We start from the raw sequence: 20312 nt of genomic DNA on the forward strand, positions 1-20312 counted from the left end.
GCATTTCCTTTGGGAGTCACACGATGGCTGAAAAACGCGTTTCCGTCCGCCTTGTGGCGGAGGGCGGCCGCCAGGTGCGCGCCGAGCTGGAAGGGATCGGCGCGGCCGGGGCCTGTGGCTTCGGGCGGCTTTCGTCGGAGATGGAGCTTGCCAACACGCGGCTCGCGGGCTTCGCGCGCAAGGCCGGGGTGGCGCTCGCGGCGGTGACGGCTGCGGCCGCCGCTGCGGGCGTGGCGATGGTGCGCTCGGGGCTGGAGACGATCGGCGCGCAGGCGGACCTGGCCGCGTCGCTCAAGACCACGGTCGAGAGCCTGCAGGTGCTGACCTGGGCGGGCGAATTGGCCGGGGTCTCGATGGGCGAGATCGAGCAGGCGACGAAGAAGCTCACGACGCGGCTGTCCGAAGCGGCGGCAGGATCGGGAACGGCGGTCAGCGCGCTGGCACGGCTGCACCTGACGGCGTCCGCGTTGCAGGCGCTGCCGCTCGATCAGCGCATCATCGCCATCCAGGACGCACTCAATCGCTTCGTGCCCGAGGCCGAGCGCGCGGCTGTGGCCTCGGACCTCTTTGGCGATCGGGCGGTGATTGCCTTTCTGCGGATCGACAGCGCGACGCTGCGCGATGCCGCAACGGACGTGCGCGATTTCGGGGTGGCGGTCAGCGCGGCCGATGCGGCGCAGATCGAACGCACCGGCGATGCGCTGGATCGGCTGAGCCTGATCTGGCTTGGCCTGACGAACCGGCTGACCGCCGCCGTCGCTCCCGCGCTTGAGACCGTGGCGACTGCGCTCGCAGATGCCGCGCGCGCCAGCGGCCCACTTGGACGGGCGATCGACCTCGTCTTCGACAACCTCGGGCGGCTCGCCACCACTGCCGCGACCTTCGCGGCCTTCATGGGCGCGCGCTGGGTCGCGGGCCTTGCCGCAGCAGCGCTTTCCGTGCGCGGCCTTGCCACCGCGCTCGTCGTCCTACGCGGCGCGCTGATCCGCACCAGCATCGGGGCGATGATCGTCGGCGTGGGCGAGCTTGTCTATCAGTTCTCCGAATTCGCGGCCCGGGTCGGCGGCGTGGGCGAGGCGTTCCGGCTGCTTGCCGATCTGGCGCGCGAAGTCTGGTCGCGCATCGGCCTCGCGTTCGATGCGGCGCTCGCCCGGATGGCGGCAGGCTGGCAGGACCTGAAGGCCGACAGCCTTGTGGCACTGGAAGGGGTGATTTCCGGCGTCGTCAGCTTTGGCGACCGCACGGCAGCGGTGTTTAAGGGCGCCTATGACGCGGCGGTGGCGATCTGGGGCAAGCTGCCGGGGGCGATCGGCGATTTTGCGTTTCAGGCGGCGAACGGGCTGATCTCGGGCGTCGAGGCGATGCTGAACGGCGTCGTCACCCGCATCAACCGCTTCATCACCGCGCTGAACGCCGCCCTGGACCTTCTGCCCGATTGGGCGGTGGGCGAAGGCGGGGTGACGATCGGCACGCTCGATCCGGTGGAATTGGGGCGCATCGGCAATCCGTTCGAAGGCGCGGCATCCGCTGCGGGGACGGCGGCGGCCGATGCGTTTTCGGCAGCGCTTGGGCGGAGTTACATCGAACCGCCCGGTCTTGGCCTCGGCGCCGTGGCCGACGACGCCCGCACCCGCGCCGAAGCCTATCGCGAGGCCTCGGGCATGCTTTCTGACGCGGCCGGGCGCCCGCTCGCTTCCTGGCAGGCACTGAAGGATGCCGTGACGCGCACCGGCACCGATGCGGAAACGGCGCTGACCGGAGCAACCGGTGCCGCTGACGGGCTGGCCTCCGGCCTCGACGAGACCGCCGAGGCAGCGCGGGGCGCGGGCGAGGCCGCGCGCGCAGCAGGCGCTGCCGCCGCTGAAGGGGCGGAGCGCGCCGTGCCGCTCTGGCGTGCTGCGAGTGATGCGCTCGCCGATTATGCCGCCAAGGCGCGCGACATCGGCGGCGATATCGGCAACGCCCTCGTCGGCGCCTTCTCCTCGGCCGAGGAAGCCGTGGGCAGCTTCGTGAAGACCGGCAAGCTCGATTTCCGCGATCTCGTCACCTCGATGATCGCCGATCTCGCCAAACTCGCGGCGCGGCGCTTCGTCCTTGGCCCCCTCGCCTATGTGCTCTCCGGTGCGCTGGGCGGTGCGGGCGGGATATTCTCCAGCATCCTGCACGCGGGCGGCACTGTCGGCGCCGCGGGCCCGGGCCGGTTGGTTCCGGCGCTCGCATTTGCCAATGCCCCTCGGATGCATTCCGGCGGCTGGGCCGGTCTGCGCCCCGACGAGGTGCCTACAATCCTGCAGCGCGGCGAGCGGGTGTTGTCTCGGCGCGAGGCGGCGGCGACCGGCAGCGCCGCCGCACCAACCGTCAACGTCACGATCATGGCGCGCGACGCGGAGAGCTTCCGCCAATCGCGCACACAGGTCGCCGCCGATATCGCCCGGGCCGTCTCGCTTGGGCGACGGGGCATGTGAGGATCAACCATGGCCTTTCACGACGTCCGGTTTCCGGACAACATCAGCCGCGGGGCGCGGGGCGGCCCGGAGCGGCGCACGCAGATCGTCGAACTTGCCTCGGGCGCCGAGGAGCGCAATGCCAGCTGGGCCAATTCGCGCCGCCGCTATGACGTCGCCTACGGCATCCGCCGCGCCGATGATCTGGCGGCGGTCGTGGCGTTTTTCGAAGCGCGGAACGGCCGTCTTTACGGCTTCCGCTTCAAGGATTGGGCCGATTTCAAGTCCTGCCTGCCCTCGCAAATCCCGGGCCCGACCGATCAGCTGATCGGCACCGGCGACGGCAGCACGACACAGTTTCAGCTGACGAAGCGCTACACCTCCGGCGCGCAAAGCTGGACGCGCGCGATCACCAAGCCCGTCGCCGGGACCGTGACCCTTGCCCTGAACGGCACCCCGCAGCCCTCCGGCTGGTCGGTCTCACCCGCAACCGGCCTTGTCACTTTCGCCACCGCACCCGCCGCAGGCGTCGCCCTCACCGCGGGCTTCGACTTCGACGTCCCCGTCCGCTTCGACACCGACACGCTCGACATCACCCTCGATCTCGAGCGGCTCGGCTCGATCCCCTCCATTCCCCTCACGGAGATCCGCCCATGAATGACGACACGAGCTTTGTCGGCGCCGCGCTGCGCGATCTGCTCACCTCGACGGCGGTGATCCTCGCCGCCTGGGGGGCGCTCGGCGGCGCCACGAACGCGCTGACCACGCGCATGCGCCTGCGCGACGCGCTGCGCCACATCCTGCTGGGCGGGCTGATCGCCGCGGGCATGGGAAGCCTCTCGATGGCGCTCATCACCGCCTGGCTTGCCCTGCCGCCCGAGGCGATCCCGGCAGGGGGCGCAGCAGGCTCGGCGGCCTATCTCGTCGGCGTCTTCGGCCCGGCCTTCATCGAGGTCGCCCTCGCCCGGCTGCGCGCCCGGAAGGGAGACGACGCCGATGCATGAGCTCCTCCGCCGCGCCCGCGTTCTTCGCTGCGATGCCGCCGATCCGGGCCAGGCCTTTCGCCATCGCCTGCGCATCGGCGTGATCGTCGCGGCGCTGATCTTCCTCGTCTCCACACTCGGGTGATCCCATGCACATGACCAACCGGGGGCTTCTGGCCCTCGCCCGGCACGAGGGCATCGTGCCCGGGCCCTATCTCGATGTCCGCAAGATCTGGACCTTCGGCATCGGCCACACCACCGCGGCGGGCCCGCCCGACCCAGCACAGATGCCGCGCGGCCTGCCCGCGGATGTCACCGCCGCGATCCGCGAGGCGTTTCGGCTCTTCCGCACCGACATCACAACCTACGAGGCCGCGGTCTTACGCGCGGTGCAGGTGCCGCTTGCCCCGCATGAGTTCGATGCGCTGGTCAGCTTCCACTACAACACCGGCGGCATCGCCAAGGCGGCTCTCACCCGCCATCTGAACGCGGGCAATCGCGGCGCCGCGGCCGAAGCCTTCATGGGCTGGCTGCGACCCGCCGCGATCCGGCCCCGGCGCGAGGCCGAACGCGATCTCTTCGGCGACGGCCGCTATCCCACCGGCGCGCTCACCGTCTGGTCCGTCGATCGCAACGGAAGGGTGGATTTCGCCCGCCCGCTGCGACGGTTGAGCGAGGTGGACGCCCTCGCGCTGCTTTCCCCCCTCTGACCCAAGGAGACCTCCGATGCGTTACCTTCGCCCCAAATCCCTGACCTGGTGGGCGGGCTGTCTCGCCCTTGCCACCGGCACCGGTGCCCTCTTTCTGCCCGATCAGGGCCAGCTGGCCGCTCTGGCCCGCCTCGTCGCCCTGCTCTCGGGCTCGGGCGATGCCGCGCCGATGACGCTGATCAGCCTCGGTCTCGGCCTCATCGGCCTGCGCGACCGGATCGAGCGCGGCTTTTCCGGGCAGGACAAATGAAGTCCCTCCCGCCAGACCTCCAGTCTCACCTCGACGAGGGCACGACGACCCTCGCCTGGTGCTGGCGCATCACCCGCGCCGATGGCGTAAGTTTCGGCTTCACCGACCACGACCGGAGCCTGTGGTTCGACGGCACCGCGTTCGAGCCCGAAAGCGGACTGTCGGCGTCTGAGGTGCGATCCGGCTCTGACCTTTCCGTCGACGCGCAGGACGCGCAAGGGGTGCTGACCTCCGACCGGATCACCGAGACCGACATTCTCGATGGCCGTTGGGACAATGCCACCGTCGAAGTCTGGCGGGTGAACTGGTCGGCGCCCGCGCAGCGCGTGCTTTTGCGCCGCGGCGCCATCGGCCAGATCCGGCGTGGGCGGCTGGCTTTCGTCGCTGAGGTTCGGAGCCTTGCCCATGTCCTCGGCCAGACGGTCGGGCGCACGTTTCAGGCGAATTGCGATGCTGCACTGGGCGATACGCGCTGTGGCATCAATGCCGAAACGCCGATCTACACCGGTACCGGCACGGTGGTCGCGCGGCAGCGCGATCGCGCCTTTGCGACCGAGGGGCTGCAAGCCTATGCCGCGGGCTGGTTTTCCTATGGACGGATCCAATGGACGAGCGGTGCCAATGCCGGGCGGCAGGTTGAGGTGCTGTCGCATGTCATCGTCGATGGGGTAGTAATCCTGACCCTGCTCGAAGCCCCGGTGCGGCCGATCACGGAAACGGACGCGTTCACGGTGCGCGCGGGCTGCGACAAGAGCCTCGCAACCTGCCGGACAAAGTTCGCCAATGTCGCGAACTTCCGGGGCTTCCCGCATATCCCCGGCCAGGACGCGGTCCTGCGTTACGCAACCAAGGACGGTGGCCACGCGGGAACGGTGCTGTGATGAACGCGTCGGACGAGAAACAAGCGTTATCCCTCTGCCCGGCCGCCGAGCTACCGCAAGGGAAACTTGATGTCTTTTCCGAAAGTCAAACTCGACATCTCACAGGTTTTGCGCAGTGCCAGCTTCAGTTGGCCTTGGCTTATATTCTTGCTGAGCCACCAGCCGGAAGCGCTCCGAAGCACTGGCAGATGTGGGCTGTAAGGATGGATCTGATGAGGATCCTTGGAAACGAGCCGCCGTCCGCGAGTGCGGATTTCGGAAAGCGAGACCAAGACCTCCGGCGCGACATCCGCCATCATGTCCACCACCCGGCAAAACACCTCCGCAAGCGTGGCTGCCGCGAAACGAACACCGAGAAACTCTGCAGCGTACTTCCCGCGGTCATTGACCGCAAAACTTGGCGAAGGCGGGTTCAACGGAGGCGCGATCCGCGTTCGAGCGTCTGCGAGGCTTTTCGCGAGGGCCGAGGCAACATCTTGATCAAGCGAGGATCGCAACGAAATGATTGTCTCAATGAAGGTAATGGGCAAGGAGACAACCACCTCATTGGCACGGCAATCGTTGCTCATGACAATCTCCCACTTTTCCTGCTCTGGGCCCGAGCCGCTCTCCTGTCAGAGTGGTAGATCGTTACGAAGCTTTCGCCCTCAAGGATGACCTTGGTGCCGCGCAGACGTTCAAGCTGCTGAATTTCATGGCGACGACGCTCGATTTCGCGGGAGGCGTCCTTGTCACTGAGAAAGAACGCGTCCTCCGCCACACGGGTCGCGACACTGAGGACGAAGCCAATGTCCGCGTCACGATAGCCGCGCTGCCGCATCCTTGCCTCGGCATGCGCCGTGAAACGAAGGTCATTCATCGTCATTCTCCTTTGCTTCATCAATCCCGAGTGCCGCCAAGACGGAGTCCAGGTCGCCGAGTGAGGAAAGACGTGCCGCACGTTCCGACCTGCGTTTTTCAAGTTCAGCCTCCGGAATTCGACCGACAATCCAGGTGATCCGATCGGCCAAATGGTCCTCGCCGAGCAAGTCGGTCGGGATATCCTTGACCTTGGTGTGCCCTCGCAACAGGGCGTACTCGGCATCAGGATCGTCTCCCGTCAGATCGCTGATCAATTCAGCTCCGATCCGATACTCGGGCATGCCCTCGCTGGTTTTCCAGCCGGTCGTTGACCAGTCGCCGTTGAAGGAGACAATCTGCGCTCCAACCTTGCGCGCGAAGTGCTTGAGGAAATCCGCAAAAGGATTGTTGCGCGACGGGTCGTATCCGAGGTCATACACGTCGTCTGGGATATCATCGCCAAACAGATCACGCTTTTCGATGCATTTCCGCTCCTGCTTAGCGCCGTCCACCGCCCTGTAAGCGGAATTCGCGAAAGCAAAATGGCCACCGCCAAGCGACATCAGCCTGCCTGCCGCTTCCTCGATCTCGGCAACCCGCTCACGGCGCCAGGCAAGGCTGCCCTCAGCGAGAAGCGCAGCAAACAGCGGTGCCATCACAATCTGCGAATGAACGGGTATGCCGTAGATGTGCTGGACCATGTTGAAGGCCAAGGCGGTCTCTGCATCCACCATGGTGCGCAACGGTCGATAGCCAAACTGCTTGAGCGATGCCTCGCGTTCTGCCTCGTTGGTAGGTGGCTTCGAGAGAGCATCAACCGTGACACCGAGGGCTTTCGCCAAACCTTCAGCAATACGACCTTCGGCGCGATAGAAGGCACTCTTGGTGCTTTCTATCCGCTTGATCGTCGGAAGACTGACTCGGTTCTTGCCTTTGGTCGCTTCGGCAAGCTGCTCCTGCGTCCAGCGATTTTTGTCTCGGTAGTGCTTGAGCGCAGCGGGATGGATTTTCGTGGTCATTGGCAACCTCCTGGATCACGCGGCCAAAATGATACCTTGGGCAGATCAAATCTAGGATCATCTTTGGTCAATGATACTCACGAACAGACGGGCTCTCGCTCGCCACCTCAGGCGGGATAGGACTGAAAGGATACTATTGATGCCAAGTTCGCGCGCATTGAATGGGCGACGGCAACCCGGTGATGCTTCTGGGTATCACTCGGCCGAATCATCGAGCGAAGTGACTGTGTCCGATCCTGCCCGCGTCATCGCCGTCGCGCGGTCGTGGCTGGGCACGCCGTACCACGACCAGGCCAGTTTGCGCGGGGTCGGCTGCGACTGCCTCGGCCTTGCGCGCGGCGTCTGGCGCGATGTCGTCGGGCCGGAGCCGTTCCCGATCCCGCCCTACAGCCGGGATTGGGGCGAGATTGGCCCGCGCGAGGCGCTGGCCGAGGGCGCAAGGGCGATGATGCCAGAGATTGCAGCCGTCAACGCCCCGCCCGGCGCGCTCGTCCTGTTTCGCATGAGGCCGCGCGCCATAGCCAAGCATGTGGGCATCCTCACCAGCCCGGACACCTTCCTCCACGCCTATGAACGCCTCGGCGTGATTGAGGAACCGCTGACGTCGACATGGCGGCGGCGCATCGCGTTCGCTTTCCTGTTCCCGGCACCCTGACTCTTCCCTCGAACCCAGAGATTTCGTCATGGCAACGCTTGTCCTCGGCGCCGTCGGCTCCGCCATCGGCGGGGCTTTCGGCGGCACGATCCTCGGCCTTTCCGGCGCCGTCATCGGCGGCTTCGTCGGCTCGACCGTGGGCTCGGTCGTCGACAGCTGGATCGTCTCCCTCGCTCGCGCCCGCGCAACGGATCGAGGGTCAGCGGCTCGACACGCTGCGCATCACCTCCTCCACCGAAGGCGCCGCGATCCCCCGCCTTTACGGGCGGATGCGGATCGGCGGCAACATCCTCTGGGCCACCGATTTCCGCGAAGAGACGAAGACCACGACGCAGGGGGGCGGAAAGGGGGGCGGGGGTGGCAAGGTCAAGACCACCGAGTATCTGTACTATGCGTCCTTTGCCGTGGCGCTCTGCGAAGGCCCGATCACCGGCATTGGTCGCATCTGGGCTGATGGGAAGCCGCTCGACACGACTGGTCTCTCCTGGCGCTGGTATCCGGGCAGCGAGACCCAGACCGCCGATCCGTTCATCGCCGCGAAGATGGGTGCGGCCAACACCCCCGCCTATCGCGGCATGGCCTATGTCGTCTTCGAGGAGCTGCCGCTTGCCACCTTCGGCAACCGCCTGCCGCAGCTCAGCTTCGAGGTGTTCCGGCCCCTGGCCGATGCCGACACCGCGGAGGGTCTGGTGAAAGCGGTGACGATGATCCCCGCCTCGGGCGAGTTCGCCTATGCGACCGAGGCGATCCGCAAGGGCGCGACCGGGGCGCAATTGGCCGAGAACCTGAACGCGGTTTCCGACACCGCCGACATGGTGGTGGCGCTCGACCGGCTGCAGGCCCTAGCGCCTGCGGTCGAAAGCGTCAGCCTCGTCGTCGCCTGGTTCGGCAATGACCTGCGCGCCGGGAACTGCGCGATCAAACCCGGCGTCGAGGTGGCGACCAAGACGACCAGCCCGAAGGTCTGGACGGTCAATGGGGTCTCCCGCGCGGCGGCTCATCTGGTCAGCCGCGATACTGAGGATCGCCCGGTCTATGGCGGCACGCCCGCGGATTTCGCGGTGGTTGAGGCAATCCGCGAGATGAAAGCGCGCGGGCTGCGGGTCACCTTCTATCCGTTCCTGCTGTTGGATGCGCCGCCCGGAAACACGCTGCCCGATCCCTATTCCGACAACGCCGCAACGCTCGGCCAGCCGAGCTTCCCTTGGCGCGGCCGGATCACCTGCTCCCCGGCCGCAGGTTCTGCGGGAACCGTGGACAAGACCGCGGCTGCGGCCACGCATGTTTCCGCTTTCTTTGGCCCGGCCACCCCGGCACAGTTTTCTATTTCCGGAGACGCGGTAACCTTCACCGGCGCGCCCGGTGATTGGGGCCTGCGCCGGATGGTGCTGCATTACGCCCATCTCTGCGCCGCCGCGGGCGGGGTCGATGCCTTCCTGATCGGCTCGGAGATGCGTGGGGTGACCACCATCCGCTCGGGCGCCAGCACCTATCCGGCCGTGACGGCCTTCAAGGCACTGGCGGCCGACGTGCGATCCATCCTCGGGCTGGGCACGAAGATCGGCTACGCCGCCGACTGGTCGGAATACTTCGGCCACCAGCCCTCTGACGGCACGGGGGACGTGTTCTTCCATCTTGACCCGCTCTGGTCGGACGCCAACATCGACTTCATCGGCATCGACAATTACATGCCGCTCTCGGACTGGCGCGACGGGTTTGACCATGCCGATGCCCTCCAAGGCTGGCCCGCGATTTATGACCGGGGCTACCTGCAATCGAACATCGCTGCTGGCGAGGGTTTTGAGTGGTTCTATGCCTCGGCCTCCGACAGGTCGGCGCAGGTCCGCACGCCGATCACCGACGGAGCCGCTGGCAAGCCGTGGGTCTTCCGCTTCAAGGATCTCCGCGCCTGGTGGTCGAACCCGCATGTCAACCGCCCGGGCGGGATCGAGAGCGGCACGCCCACTGCATGGGTGCCGCAATCCAAACCCATCTGGTTCAACGAACTCGGCTGTCCCGCCATCGACCGGGGCACGAACCAGCCGAACGTCTTCTTCGACCCGAAGTCGTCCGAGAGCGCCACGCCCCATTTTTCCCGCGGCTGGCGCGACGATGCCATCCAGCGCGCCTATCTCGAAGCGAGCTATCTCTGGTGGGGAACCCCGGCCAACAACCCGACGTCGTCCGTCTTCGGTGGCCGGATGGTGCATGTGCCGGAATGCGCTGCCTGGACCTGGGACGCGCGGCCTTATCCGTTCTTTCCCGAACTGACCGGCGTCTGGACCGATGGCGCGAACTGGCGACTCGGGCACTGGCTCACCGGACGGCTCGGTGCGGTCTCGCTCGCCGCCCTCGTGCGCCACCTCTGCCTGCGCGCCGGGCTCGCGGAAAGCCTGATCGACGTCTCGGACCTCTGGGGCGCGGTCGAGGGCTATGTGATCGGGGCGCTGGAAAGCCCGCGGGCCTCGATTTCCACGCTGGCCCGGCATTTCGGGTTCGACGCCATCGAGACGGAGGGCGTGATCCGCTTTGTCATGCGCGGCCGCGCGTCGGTAGCCACGCTGGCCATCGACGATCTGGTCGCGAGCCGCGAGGGCGAGGCGTTCGAACTGACGCGTGGTCAGGAGACCGAACTGCCGCAGGCCCTGAAGTGGCAGGTCGCCCGCGCAGATGAGGATTACGACGCAGCACAGGTCGAGGCCCGCCGCATCACCGTCGACACCACCCGCATCGCCTCGGAAAGCTTCCCGATGGCAATCCCGCCCGAGGAGGCCGAACGCCGTTGCCGCCGCGCGCTGATGGAGGCGTGGATCGGTCGCGAGAGCGCCACTTTCCGCCTGCCGCCGTCAAAGCTGGTCCTCGATCCGGCCGACGTGATCCGCCTCGCACATGACGGCCGCGAGATGGAATTCCGCCTCACATCCATCGCCGATGCCGAAGCGCGCGGCATCGAGGCGGTGCGCCAGGACCGCGCGGCCTATGACCTGCCGCCGGGCGATCCCCGCCCGGCTTCGCTCGCCAGCCCCGTCGTCTTTGGCACACCGGACGTGGTGATGCTGGATCTGCCGCAGATCAGCGAGGATGTGGCCACGCATCGCCCCTGGATCGCGGCCCATGCCAGCCCCTGGCCGGGCGAGATCGCCGTGTTCCGCAGTGCCTCGATGGACGGGTTTAACCTCCTGACGACCTTCGGCAGTCGCGCGCAGATCGGCTCGCTGGCCTTCGATTTCTTTCCGGGGCCGACCTCCCGCTTCGATCTAGGCAACGCGCTGGTGGTCGATCTCCTCTCTGGGACGCTGGAAAGCGTGACGGATGTCGCCCTGTTTGGCGGCGCAAACGCTCTGGCGATCGAGACCGCAGTGGGCGTCTGGGAGATCGTCCAAGCTGGCCAAGCCGAGCTGATCGCCCCCGGCCGCTATCGCCTGACCCGCCTCTTGCGCGGCCAGCGCGGGACGGAACACGCGATGGGCAACCCCACCCCGGCCGGAGCGCGAGTGGTGGTGCTCGACGCGGCGCTGACATCGCTGCCGATCGCCGAGGCGGACCTTGGCCTGCCCTGGAACTGGGGGGTTGGCCCGGCCGCGCGTGCCGTCAGCGACGATAGCTACACCGCGCTGGGCTTCACGCCCGAAGGTCGGGGCCTCATGCCCTTTGCTCCGGTGCATGTCGAACAGCCATGGCGAGCGGCACGCAGCCCGGGCGATCTGACGATCCGCTGGACGCGCCGGTCCCGTGCGCTGGTCGCCGATGCCTGGGAACAGGTCGAAGTGCCACTCGCCGAAGACCTGGAAAGCTACGATGTGCTGATCCTCGACGGGACGACCGTCAAGCGCACGCTGACGAGCTCCACGACCTCCGTCCTTTACACCGCCGCCCAGCAGACCGCGGATTGGGGCGCGCTGCTCGGCCCCGGTCAGACGCTGGCGCTGCGCATCTACCAGCTTTCGAACCGCCTCGGCCGCGGAACGCCCGCCGCGGTCACGCTGCAATTCTGATCCCAATCCACGGGAATTCCCATGTCCGACACATCGACCCATCTGGGCCTGCCGTATCTCCTGGCAGCCCAAGCCCAGAAGCACGTCACCCACAACGAGGCGCTGCGCCTGCTCGATGCCATGGTGCAGCTCTCGGTTCTCGATCGCACGCGCACCGCACCGCCCGCGAGCCCAGCTGACGGTAATCGGCATCTGGTCGCCTCCGGCGCGACCGGCCCCTGGGCCGGGTGGGATCTGAATGTGGCCTTCTGGGTGGACGGCGCATGGATCCGCCTCGTGCCGCGCCCCGGCTGGCTCACTTGGGTCGCGGCCGAGGGCCTGTTCCTCGTCTGGACCGGTGCGGCTTGGGAGCTGGTGGGCGAGCCGAGCAACGTGTCGGATGCGGTCTTCAGCCTGGTGAACGATGCCGATCCGACGAAGAAGGCAACCTTTTCGCTGTCGGGAATCGCAACGGGCACCACGCGCAGCTACACCCTGCCGAACACCTCGTCGGAGCTGGCGATCCTTGCGGGCACGCAGACCTTTACCGGCAACAAGACCTTCTCCGGCACCCTGACGGCGTCCGGAACCGTGACGGTCTCGGCCGCCAGCGCCACCATCGGCACAGCGACGACCACCGCCACCTACGGGATGGGCACTGGGGCCACGACCACCGGCGTCACAAAGACGGTGAACCTTGGCACCGGCGGCACGTCCGGATCGACCACCGTCGTGAACATCGGCTCGGCCACGGCTGGCGCGGGCGGCACGACCGTCGTCAACACTCCGACTGTCACTTTCGCCAATGCGGTCACGCAGGTCGGCATGCCGCAAGCGAACCTGACAGCGCAGCTTCTGGGTCTCGGTGGGGCGACAGCAGACAGCACCAACCGGCTCTCGGTCAACACCCCGGCAGTGCTGCTGAACAACGCCGGGGCCGGGATCGAGGCGACGGTCAACAAGGCAGCCGCCGCAAATGACGCGGCCTGTGCCTTCAAGACCGGGTTTTCAGCACGGGCGCTGATCGGATTGCTCGGCAACGACGACTTCAGCTTCAAGGTCAGCCCGGACGGGTCGGCCTTTTATGACGCCATCAGGATCGACCGCGCCAGCGGCCAAGTGGAACTGCCGCAGCCGACGGTCCTGCCCGGCCTCAGCGCCGCGCCGACACCACCGCCTGCGGGTAAGGCCGCCGTCTATGCCCGCAGCCGCGCAGGCGCCCCATGGATCGACGTGATGCGCCCCTCGGGCCGCGACTTCCCGCTCCAGCCACACTTCGGGGTCAACCGCATCGCCAACTGGTCGCCCTCGACGAGCACCACGATCACCACCGAGGGGCTGCCGCTCACCTCGGTCGGGACCGTTTCGCATCCGACATTGGCCTCGACCAACCTCGCCGCTTCAATGCGGCGCTGGAGGCTGACCTCGGCCGCAGTGGCGGACTCGGTCGCCGACCAGCGCTCCGCAGGCTGGGCCTGCTGGCGCGGCAACTCGGCTGGCCTCGGCGGCTGGACCTTCGTCACGCGGATTTCGCTCGCAACCCTGCAGGCGACCGGCATGGGGTTCTTTGGGCTTTACGGATCGACGGCCGCTCTCGCCACCACCTTGACGCTCGCCACCGCCGTCACCTGCATCGGCATCGGTTTCCAGCGCGGGACGCACACCCGCTGGCAGATGGTCACGAATGATGCATCGGGGGCACCGGCGCTCACCGATATGGGCGCGAGCTTCGCCATCGCCACGGGTGGGGTGTTGACCCTGTTCATTGCCGCCGCGCCGAATGGCAGCTCGGTCTGGGTGCGGGTGGTCGACGAGGTGTCAGGCGCGGTCTTCGAGCAGGAGATCACCGCGGACCTGCCTGCGAACACGCAATTCCTCTCGCCGCGGCTCTTCCTGAACACCGGCGCCACGGCCGCCGCCGTCGCCTATGACTGTGCCGGGGTCTATCTGGAAACAGATTACTGAGGACGATCTTGCAAGGCGGGCCGGGCAGCGCCGGTCGGGAAGCGCCAACGCCTCGACCGACCGGGCGCACCCGGCCCGCCTCGCGGGTTCACGGTTTCAAGGAGCTGCAGGGAATCGCTGCCCGGATACAGTGGCACATATCCACCGCCGCTGTCGCGCGCCGAAATGGGCACAAATGTGCACTCGTCTCGCTTTTCGAAGGAACCAAGTTCGTGAGACGACCAGACAACAATGATCTCTGAGGTTGGCGCGTCAACTCGGCAACGCCATTGCATCAAGCTGGCACAGGACCCGTCTCAGAATGCGATCCACCAGTTCGGCGCCGTTGGAGATATCGAAGCTGGCCGTTTCCAACACCGTTTCCTGATCCGTCACCCGGAACCGCGCGCGGATCCCCTCTGCGCCGCCCAAGCCCACATAGTGGGGGTAGAGCAGCGTCAGCCGCGGTGCCTTGTAGAGGTGGGCATAGGCCATCATCTGATAGACATCCGCTTGGGACACGCCCTGCTTCGGATCGTCGATCCGGTCGGAAATCCGCTTCCACTTTGTGTCGATCACATGGACGACCTGGCCAGCGCGCCAGATCAGGATGTCGGGCTTGGTCTGGAACACCGCACGATCGTCATCAAGCGATCTCAGGCAGAACAAGCGGCCGCCCTGCAATGTCACGCGGAACTCGGACCCCGCCAGCGCCCGCGTCACCAGACGGCCGATGTACTCCTCGAACAGTGCGTTCATCTCGAACAGCAGGGCCGATCCCTGACCTGACCCGGCGCTGGTCGTCTGGTATCGGTTGCGCAGGAACAGTTGCGCCATTCCAAAGAGTTCCTGCCAGGCGTTGTTCGTGCGGTCGATGACAACATCGTCCCACCGCAGGGCGGGGATCTGCACCTCAGCCACGTCGGCATAGACGAAGGACAGTTCGCGCAGCCGCTGCACGTTCGTCGCGTTTCGCGACATGCGCGCCAAATGCGCGATGGTCGCCTTGATGATGCGGTTGAGGGCGATATCCTCGGACAACTCGCCAAAGCGGCAGGCCAGACGGCCCGGGTTTGCGAGATGGCGGGTGAACTGGCGCGGAATGTCGAGCGACCCGCGCAAGGTCGGCAGGTCATCGTCGTGGAGGGTGTAGCGCCGCGGCATGCCTCGGCGAACCGCCTCGGTCAGCTTGTCGCAAAAGATGCGGATCAGGATTTCCAGCAGCGTTTCGCGCTGCCAGTCGAGGTCGGTCATGCGTCCGGTCTGTATTTTCAGGTCGAGGGCCACCGCGAGCATGTGGACAAGTCGCTTGCGGATTTCGCGCTTCTCTTCGGCCGAGCCTTCCTTTTCACCGACGTCGATCTTCGGCAGGATTTCGAGGGTGCAGCCCGGCACCGCCAAAACGCCAACCACCCCGCGCGCCCGCAGGTCATCGCGGCGATCCTCCAAAACGCCACCGCCGCCACGCCCGGCGAAGGGGGATGCCTTGGCCAGTGCCACAAGGCGCTGGGCAAGATGCGGTGGAATACACCCTTCCCCATCACCATGGGGCACAGACTCCCATTCGCGAACGGAGTAGGCGGGCATCAGGCCGCGAACTCGGAGAAGTCGAACTGGTCCTTCACCCGCCAGCGCAGTCGCTCGCCGCTGAAATCATCAGCGGCAATTCCGGGCGGCGCGTTCAAGCGGCGCGCCTCAAGAAACCGGGACGCCCCCTGCGGGCCATCGCCCAGAACGGCGGCAACCTTCGACCAATCCTCGTAGAAATACTCGGACAGGAGGGGAATGACCTTGTGCCGCATGACGTCCTCGACGTCCCCGGGTGATTTGCAGCCGGTGAAATAGGCGTGCCCGATCTGGTGTTCGCGGTCGAAGAGATACTCAATACGGTCGTTGATCGTGGCCAGCAGTTTCTGCAGGTTGATCCCCCCGACATTCGGGGACAGGACTGAGGGGTTCGGCATCAGTTCCTTGAAGGTGAACCGGCGGCGCAGGGCCGTGTCCAGCAGCGCAATCGAGCGGTCAGCCGTGTTCATGGTGCCGATGATGTGCAGATTGGGCGGCACCCCAAAGCGCTTCTTCGAGTAGGGCAAGGCCAGCTGGATTTCGTCGCGCCGCCCGAGGCGCTTGTCAGGTTCCAGGAGCGTGATCAGTTCGCCGAAGACCTTCGAGATATTGGCCCGGTTGATCTCGTCGATGATCAGGACATGCGCAGCTGCGGTATTTTGCTCGACCCTGACCGTGGCGCCCGACCTCTGCAAGCCGCCATTTATTGGAGGAGTCTGCATCGCCGCAGTTGCGGAAGCCGCGGCTGCGGGCACCAGCCAGGCTTGGTCAGGATGGCTGGCCCAAGTGGGCATGTTGTGTTTCTCCCAACCACCGGTCGGCTCAACACCCGTCTCGCGACCGGCGCGCACGAGGCTTTCACGGTAGTGGTTGAGAGAGAAGCCCTGCGGGTGTGTTTCTGCCAGTTGCAGCGCGACGTCCTGGGCAAGCTTTCGGAAAGTGCCTTCGCGCACAGGCGGAAGTTGACCGACTGTAAACAGCTCTTCCGCAAATGCCGGTTGGGGCTGAAGGTCATTGTTGTCCGCGCCTTCGGCCGCGGCCAACGGAAACACCTCCGCATCAGGCTCCGGGGCATCCGGCGTCGCTTGCGTTGCATCTGCATACTGCCCGTGGATACCGACGGCTTGTGCAATGGCCTCTGCACGCCGAGCAACTCGCTGGAATATCCCGGCGACCGGTTCAAGGCGGAAGCCTGCACCATTTTCAGACGGATCCTCCCCGTCGATGGCAGGCCTCAGCCCCTCGACAAATTCCTCGTATGACATCGACTGGTGGAAGGTGACGAACTCGATCCGGCCCTCGGACATCAAGCGCCGGTATTCGGCCATCAATCGATCACGGTTCTCCTCGCCGGTGAGGTCGACAGCGGCGGCATCGCCCAAGCAGAGACGAACCGCCTCCCACGCCGTCTGGTAGGTCTTGCCGGTGCCCGGGGGACCGTAGAGGATAAGGTTGGTCGTCGATGTTTGAACGGCATGCGGCATGGACGGGTCCTTCGCCTTTCCGTCCTGCGTCAGGACAAAGGTGTACTCGGTCGTGGTGCTGCGCTCTGGCCCGGATCGCGCGGGCGCCGGGACCGAGGCCAGCTTCTGGAACATATCGCCTTCCAGCGCCTGACAGACATTCGCCCAGTTCTTCACCAGGCCCGACATATCGTGCAGGTCGCCTGCGCGGATGATTACCGAGGCAAGTCCGGCCTCTCGGGCGGGCTCGATGAAGTAGTTGAGAGCCACAAGACGCGCGCGTTCCGCCCCGCGCATCAGATGTGTGTGCTGGTCGGGTAGCGGCAACGGCGCGTCATGCTGGTCGACGATGACGTAACCCGCCGCATGCAGTCTTGCGGCCGCGTCCGTCGGTTGGCTCCATCCGCCGTTGAATGTGCTGGCGGCCTTGCCCAAAAGGTACCCGACAATCGGCTTCGTCGGAAAGCGCTTGTCCTCGCGCGGGCGGGTCGACCGCACCCAATACTCTGATGGCGCGCCGAAGCTTGAGAACGCATCAGCATGGGCACCGGAGTTGCGGAACCTTTCGAAGGCGTCCATCGCGCCTTCGATCCGGTCGCGAGAGAAGGCGTCATCCTTGCCGTTGGCCCCCTTGCGCACGATCTGGTACCCGAGAGCCTCAAGTTTGGCGAAGGCCTGCGGCTCTCCGAAACCGTTGAAGAATTCCTTCGCAGCGAGGGCGCGGCCATCGGGAAGATGCCCCAAGGCTGCTGCGACGGAGGCTTTCGCGGGATAGGACTGATCCTTGCCCTCGTCGCTGACCCAGACCTGTGGGCTGGCAAAGCCACCACGAGCGAGGAACGCCTTCAGGCCTAACTGATCGCATTCCCGCATCGCCGCCTCGACTTCCTTGCGGGTGAGGCGGTCGACCAATGCCTGGTGCTCTGCCTTGTCGGGCACATTGGACTGTTCGGTGAGAAAGGAATGGTACAGCTTCAGGGCCTGCTGGAGGGTGGCGAGCCCCGTGCGCAAGACACCGTCGATGGGGACAGGCGAGGGATTTGGGCGTTCAGCGCGTTCATCCTCGGCCGAATAGGCAAACCGGTTCAGGATGCTGTCCCGATCCTCCTGCGCGAACAACTGGTCGAGATCACCCAGATACTGCTCCACGCGCCTGGCGCTGCTCGCCCTCGACGAGGCGGTTGCCTCCGTCTGGCCCTGAGCGACAAGCCACTTCCGGAATTCGTCCTGTTGCATCGTATAGCCGCCTGCCTCGCCGAATGGTGACGTTCCAAGGTCAGGAAGCCGAAGGCAAAGTCCGTCGTCGTCAATTCACCGTCTGGAACTACGGGCCGATGATGGCCGTAAGCAAGGATGTGCGCAACTGCGAGTTGCCCGCCAGTGCCTGCGCCTGCGCGCTTATGCGTGCTGGTGCGGTTTTTCTTGGGTGGTGTTGATGTGGCGTTGATGTAGGTGGGAACGGCAAAAACCCGACGTTTTGCGTCGGGTTTCAACTATTTGATATATTTGAGATTTTTTGGTTGCGGGGGCAGGATTTGAACCTGCGGCCTTCAGGTTATGAGCCTGACGAGCTACCGGGCTGCTCCACCCCGCGCCATTTCCCCGAGGGCGATATTTTGCGATCGGGAGTATTTGTCATCGAGTATGAGAGAACATGGCTTCTTTCTAGGTTTGGCGGTGACCTACTCTCCCACGTCTTGAGACGCAGTACCATCGGCGTGTTGGCCCTTAACGGCCGAGTTCGGGATGGGATCGGGTGTTTAGCCAACGCTATGACCACCAAACCGAGGAAGAAGCCATCTGTCCAAGTCAAGTTTCACATCAGAAGCGCACCTGCCGCGACTGCGGCCTCCGGCATTGCGCCGGCGCGGAGCGTTCTTCTTACTAACCTCGTGTATACTTGCTTTTGATCATGAGCCTTGCTGCTACTGGATCAAATCAAGCCAATCGGGCAATTAGTACCGGTCAACTGAATGCATTGCTGCACTTACATCTCCGGCCTATCGACGTGGTGGTCTTCCACGGCCCTCAAGGGATACCTGGTTTTGAGGGGGGCTTCACGCTTAGATGCCTTCAGCGTTTATCCTGTCCGTTCATAGCTACCCAGCACTACCGTTGGCACGATAACTGGTCCACCAGTGGAACGTTCACCCCGGTCCTCTCGTACTAGGGGCAACTCCTCTCAAGTATCCTACACCCACGGCAGATAGGGACCGAACTGTCTCACGACGTTCTAAACCCAGCTCACGTACCTCTTTAAATGGCGAACAGCCATACCCTTGGGACCTGCTCCAGCCCCAGGATGAGATGAGCCGACATCGAGGTGCCAAACGATGCCGTCGATATGGACTCTTGGGCATCATCAGCCTGTTATCCCCAGAGTACCTTTTATCCGTTGAGCGATGGCCCTCCCACTTGGGACCACCGGATCACTATGACCGACTTTCGTCTCTGCTCGACTTGTCAGTCTTGCAGTCAGGCAGGCTTTTGCCATTGCACTCAACGACCGATTTCCGACCGGTCTGAGCCTACCTTCGCGCGCCTCCGTTACGATTTGGGAGGCGACCGCCCCAGTCAAACTCCCCACCATGCAGGGTCCCGGACCCGGATAACGGGCCGCGGTTAGACATCAAGAGTGCGAAGGGTGGTATCTCAAGGGAGCCTCCACCGAAACTGGCGTCTCGGTTTCAAAGGCTACCACCTATCCTGCACATCACAATCCTGATGCCAGTGCAAAGCTGGAGTAAAGGTTCATGGGGTCTTTCCGTCTAACCGCGGGTAGTGTGCATCTTGACACACAGTTCAATTTCGCTGAGTCCACGTTTGAGACAGCGGGAGATCGTTACGCCATTCGTGCAGGTCGGAACTTACCCGACAAGGAATTTCGCTACCTTAGGACCGTTATAGTTACGGCCGCCGTTTACTGGGGCTTCAATTCGGAGCTTGCACCCCTCCTTTTAACCTTCCAGCACCGGGCAGGCGTCAGACCCTATACGTCGCCTTACGGCTTCGCAGAGCCCTGTGTTTTAAGTAAACAGTCGCCACCCCCTAGTTTGTGCCCCCCACCGATAGTTGCCTATCAATGGGGCCTCCTTCTCGCGAACTTACGGAGGCATTTTGCCGAGTTCCTTAAACGTGGTTCTCTCAAGCGCCTTGGTATACTCTACCTGTCCACCTGTGTCGGTTTAGGGTACGGTCATATGGAGGGCTATTTCCAGGGACACCGCAGCTGCCCGACCAATCCGATAAGGTCGAACAACAGTAAGCATCCGTCACATCCTCCTGGCCCAGGAATATTAACCTGGTTCCCATCGACTACGCCTTTCGGCCTCGCCTTAGGGTACACCCTGCTCAGATTAGCTTTAAGCAGGAACCCTTGGACTTTCGGCGAGAGGGTCTCTCACCCTCTTTGTCGCTACTCATGTCAACATTCTCGCTTCTGATCACTCCACCGGATCCTCACAGGTAAGCTTCACAGTCAACACCGCTCCGACCAAGACTTTCCCGAAGGAAAGCTAAAGTCGGAAGGTGCTATATCACAGAACGCTCCGCTACCACGTGCATTGCTGCACATCCAAAGCTT

At 64.8% G+C, this 20312-nt stretch carries 14 protein-coding genes, 1 tRNA gene, 2 rRNA genes and 1 pseudogene (1 of these 18 only partly in view); 10 read left to right on the forward strand and 8 right to left on the reverse strand.

The window, feature by feature from the left end; genetic code table 11:
- The first annotated feature begins 23 nt into the window (after window positions 1-23).
- The 7 genes from ACTTAI_RS14740 to ACTTAI_RS14770 are packed head-to-tail and all read left to right on the forward strand — an operon-like array spanning window position 24 to window position 5268.
- Window positions 24-2465, forward strand: a complete 2442-nt coding sequence (locus tag ACTTAI_RS14740; RefSeq protein WP_444452280.1) for a phage tail tape measure C-terminal domain-containing protein — start codon at window positions 24-26, stop codon at window positions 2463-2465.
- A 9-nt stretch (window positions 2466-2474) separates the two neighbouring features.
- The gene (locus ACTTAI_RS14745; protein WP_444452281.1) at window positions 2475-3101 is read left to right on the forward strand and encodes a phage distal tail protein, Rcc01695 family; all 627 of its coding nucleotides are present in this window, start codon (window positions 2475-2477) and stop codon (window positions 3099-3101) included.
- Entirely contained in the window at window positions 3098-3448 is a 351-nt protein-coding gene (locus ACTTAI_RS14750; RefSeq protein WP_013067133.1) for a hypothetical protein, read from the forward strand. The genes ACTTAI_RS14745 and ACTTAI_RS14750 overlap by 4 nt, the downstream gene beginning before the upstream one ends.
- Entirely contained in the window at window positions 3441-3572 is a 132-nt protein-coding gene (locus ACTTAI_RS14755) for a hypothetical protein (RefSeq protein ID WP_444452282.1), read from the forward strand. Before ACTTAI_RS14750 ends, ACTTAI_RS14755 begins: the two co-directional genes overlap by 8 nt.
- A gap of 4 nt (window positions 3573-3576) precedes the next feature.
- A complete protein-coding gene (locus ACTTAI_RS14760; RefSeq protein ID WP_444452283.1) occupies window positions 3577-4137 on the forward strand; it encodes a lysozyme in 561 nt (186 codons plus the stop codon).
- Window positions 4138-4153: 16 nt separating this feature from the next.
- On the forward strand, window positions 4154-4387 hold the full coding sequence (locus tag ACTTAI_RS14765; protein ID WP_444452284.1) for a hypothetical protein: 234 nt from the start codon (window positions 4154-4156) through the stop codon (window positions 4385-4387).
- A complete protein-coding gene (locus ACTTAI_RS14770; RefSeq protein WP_444452285.1) occupies window positions 4384-5268 on the forward strand; it encodes a DUF2163 domain-containing protein in 885 nt (294 codons plus the stop codon). Before ACTTAI_RS14765 ends, ACTTAI_RS14770 begins: the two co-directional genes overlap by 4 nt.
- A gap of 50 nt (window positions 5269-5318) precedes the next feature.
- Here the strand turns inward: ACTTAI_RS14770 and ACTTAI_RS14775 are convergent, their stop codons facing one another.
- From ACTTAI_RS14775 to ACTTAI_RS14785, 3 genes are read right to left on the reverse strand one after another with little or no spacing between them, the layout of a single operon-like run.
- Complete coding sequence (locus tag ACTTAI_RS14775) at window positions 5319-5837, reverse strand: hypothetical protein (protein WP_444452286.1); 519 nt, start codon at window positions 5835-5837, stop codon at window positions 5319-5321.
- Entirely contained in the window at window positions 5834-6127 is a 294-nt protein-coding gene (locus ACTTAI_RS14780) for a hypothetical protein (RefSeq protein WP_444452287.1), read from the reverse strand. The genes ACTTAI_RS14775 and ACTTAI_RS14780 overlap by 4 nt, the downstream gene beginning before the upstream one ends.
- Entirely contained in the window at window positions 6120-7127 is a 1008-nt protein-coding gene (locus tag ACTTAI_RS14785; protein WP_444452288.1) for a helix-turn-helix domain-containing protein, read from the reverse strand. Before ACTTAI_RS14785 ends, ACTTAI_RS14780 begins: the two co-directional genes overlap by 8 nt.
- 220 nt (window positions 7128-7347) lie before the next feature.
- On the opposite strand from ACTTAI_RS14785, the gene ACTTAI_RS14790 reads away from it, so the two are divergent.
- The 3 genes and pseudogenes from ACTTAI_RS14790 to ACTTAI_RS14800 all read left to right on the forward strand — a co-directional run bounded on the left by ACTTAI_RS14790 (window position 7348) and on the right by ACTTAI_RS14800 (window position 13721).
- Window positions 7348-7782, forward strand: a complete 435-nt coding sequence (locus tag ACTTAI_RS14790; protein WP_444455781.1) for an NlpC/P60 family protein — start codon at window positions 7348-7350, stop codon at window positions 7780-7782.
- Window positions 7783-7810: 28 nt separating this feature from the next.
- A pseudogene (locus tag ACTTAI_RS14795) lies at window positions 7811-11777 on the forward strand (baseplate multidomain protein megatron).
- Between the two features lie 21 nt (window positions 11778-11798).
- Complete coding sequence (locus ACTTAI_RS14800; RefSeq protein ID WP_444452289.1) at window positions 11799-13721, forward strand: DUF2793 domain-containing protein; 1923 nt, start codon at window positions 11799-11801, stop codon at window positions 13719-13721.
- Window positions 13722-13973: 252 nt separating this feature from the next.
- Here ACTTAI_RS14800 and ACTTAI_RS14805 read toward each other — a convergent pair whose 3' ends face one another.
- The 5 genes from ACTTAI_RS14805 to ACTTAI_RS14825 all read right to left on the reverse strand — a co-directional run.
- Entirely contained in the window at window positions 13974-15200 is a 1227-nt protein-coding gene (locus ACTTAI_RS14805) for an McrC family protein (RefSeq protein ID WP_444452290.1), read from the reverse strand.
- Window positions 15201-15286: 86 nt separating this feature from the next.
- The gene (locus ACTTAI_RS14810) at window positions 15287-17965 is read right to left on the reverse strand and encodes an McrB family protein (RefSeq protein ID WP_444452291.1); all 2679 of its coding nucleotides are present in this window, start codon (window positions 17963-17965) and stop codon (window positions 15287-15289) included.
- 281 nt (window positions 17966-18246) lie between these two features.
- Window positions 18247-18323 (reverse strand) — tRNA-Met (locus tag ACTTAI_RS14815).
- A 75-nt stretch (window positions 18324-18398) separates the two neighbouring features.
- A 5S ribosomal RNA gene (gene rrf, locus ACTTAI_RS14820) occupies window positions 18399-18513 on the reverse strand.
- A gap of 150 nt (window positions 18514-18663) precedes the next feature.
- Window positions 18664-20312, reverse strand: a 23S ribosomal RNA gene (locus tag ACTTAI_RS14825) (it continues 1179 nt past the right edge of the window).

This window comes from Rhodobacter capsulatus (assembly GCF_052363175.1).
Classification (GTDB): Bacteria; Pseudomonadota; Alphaproteobacteria; order Rhodobacterales; family Rhodobacteraceae; genus Rhodobacter; species Rhodobacter capsulatus_D.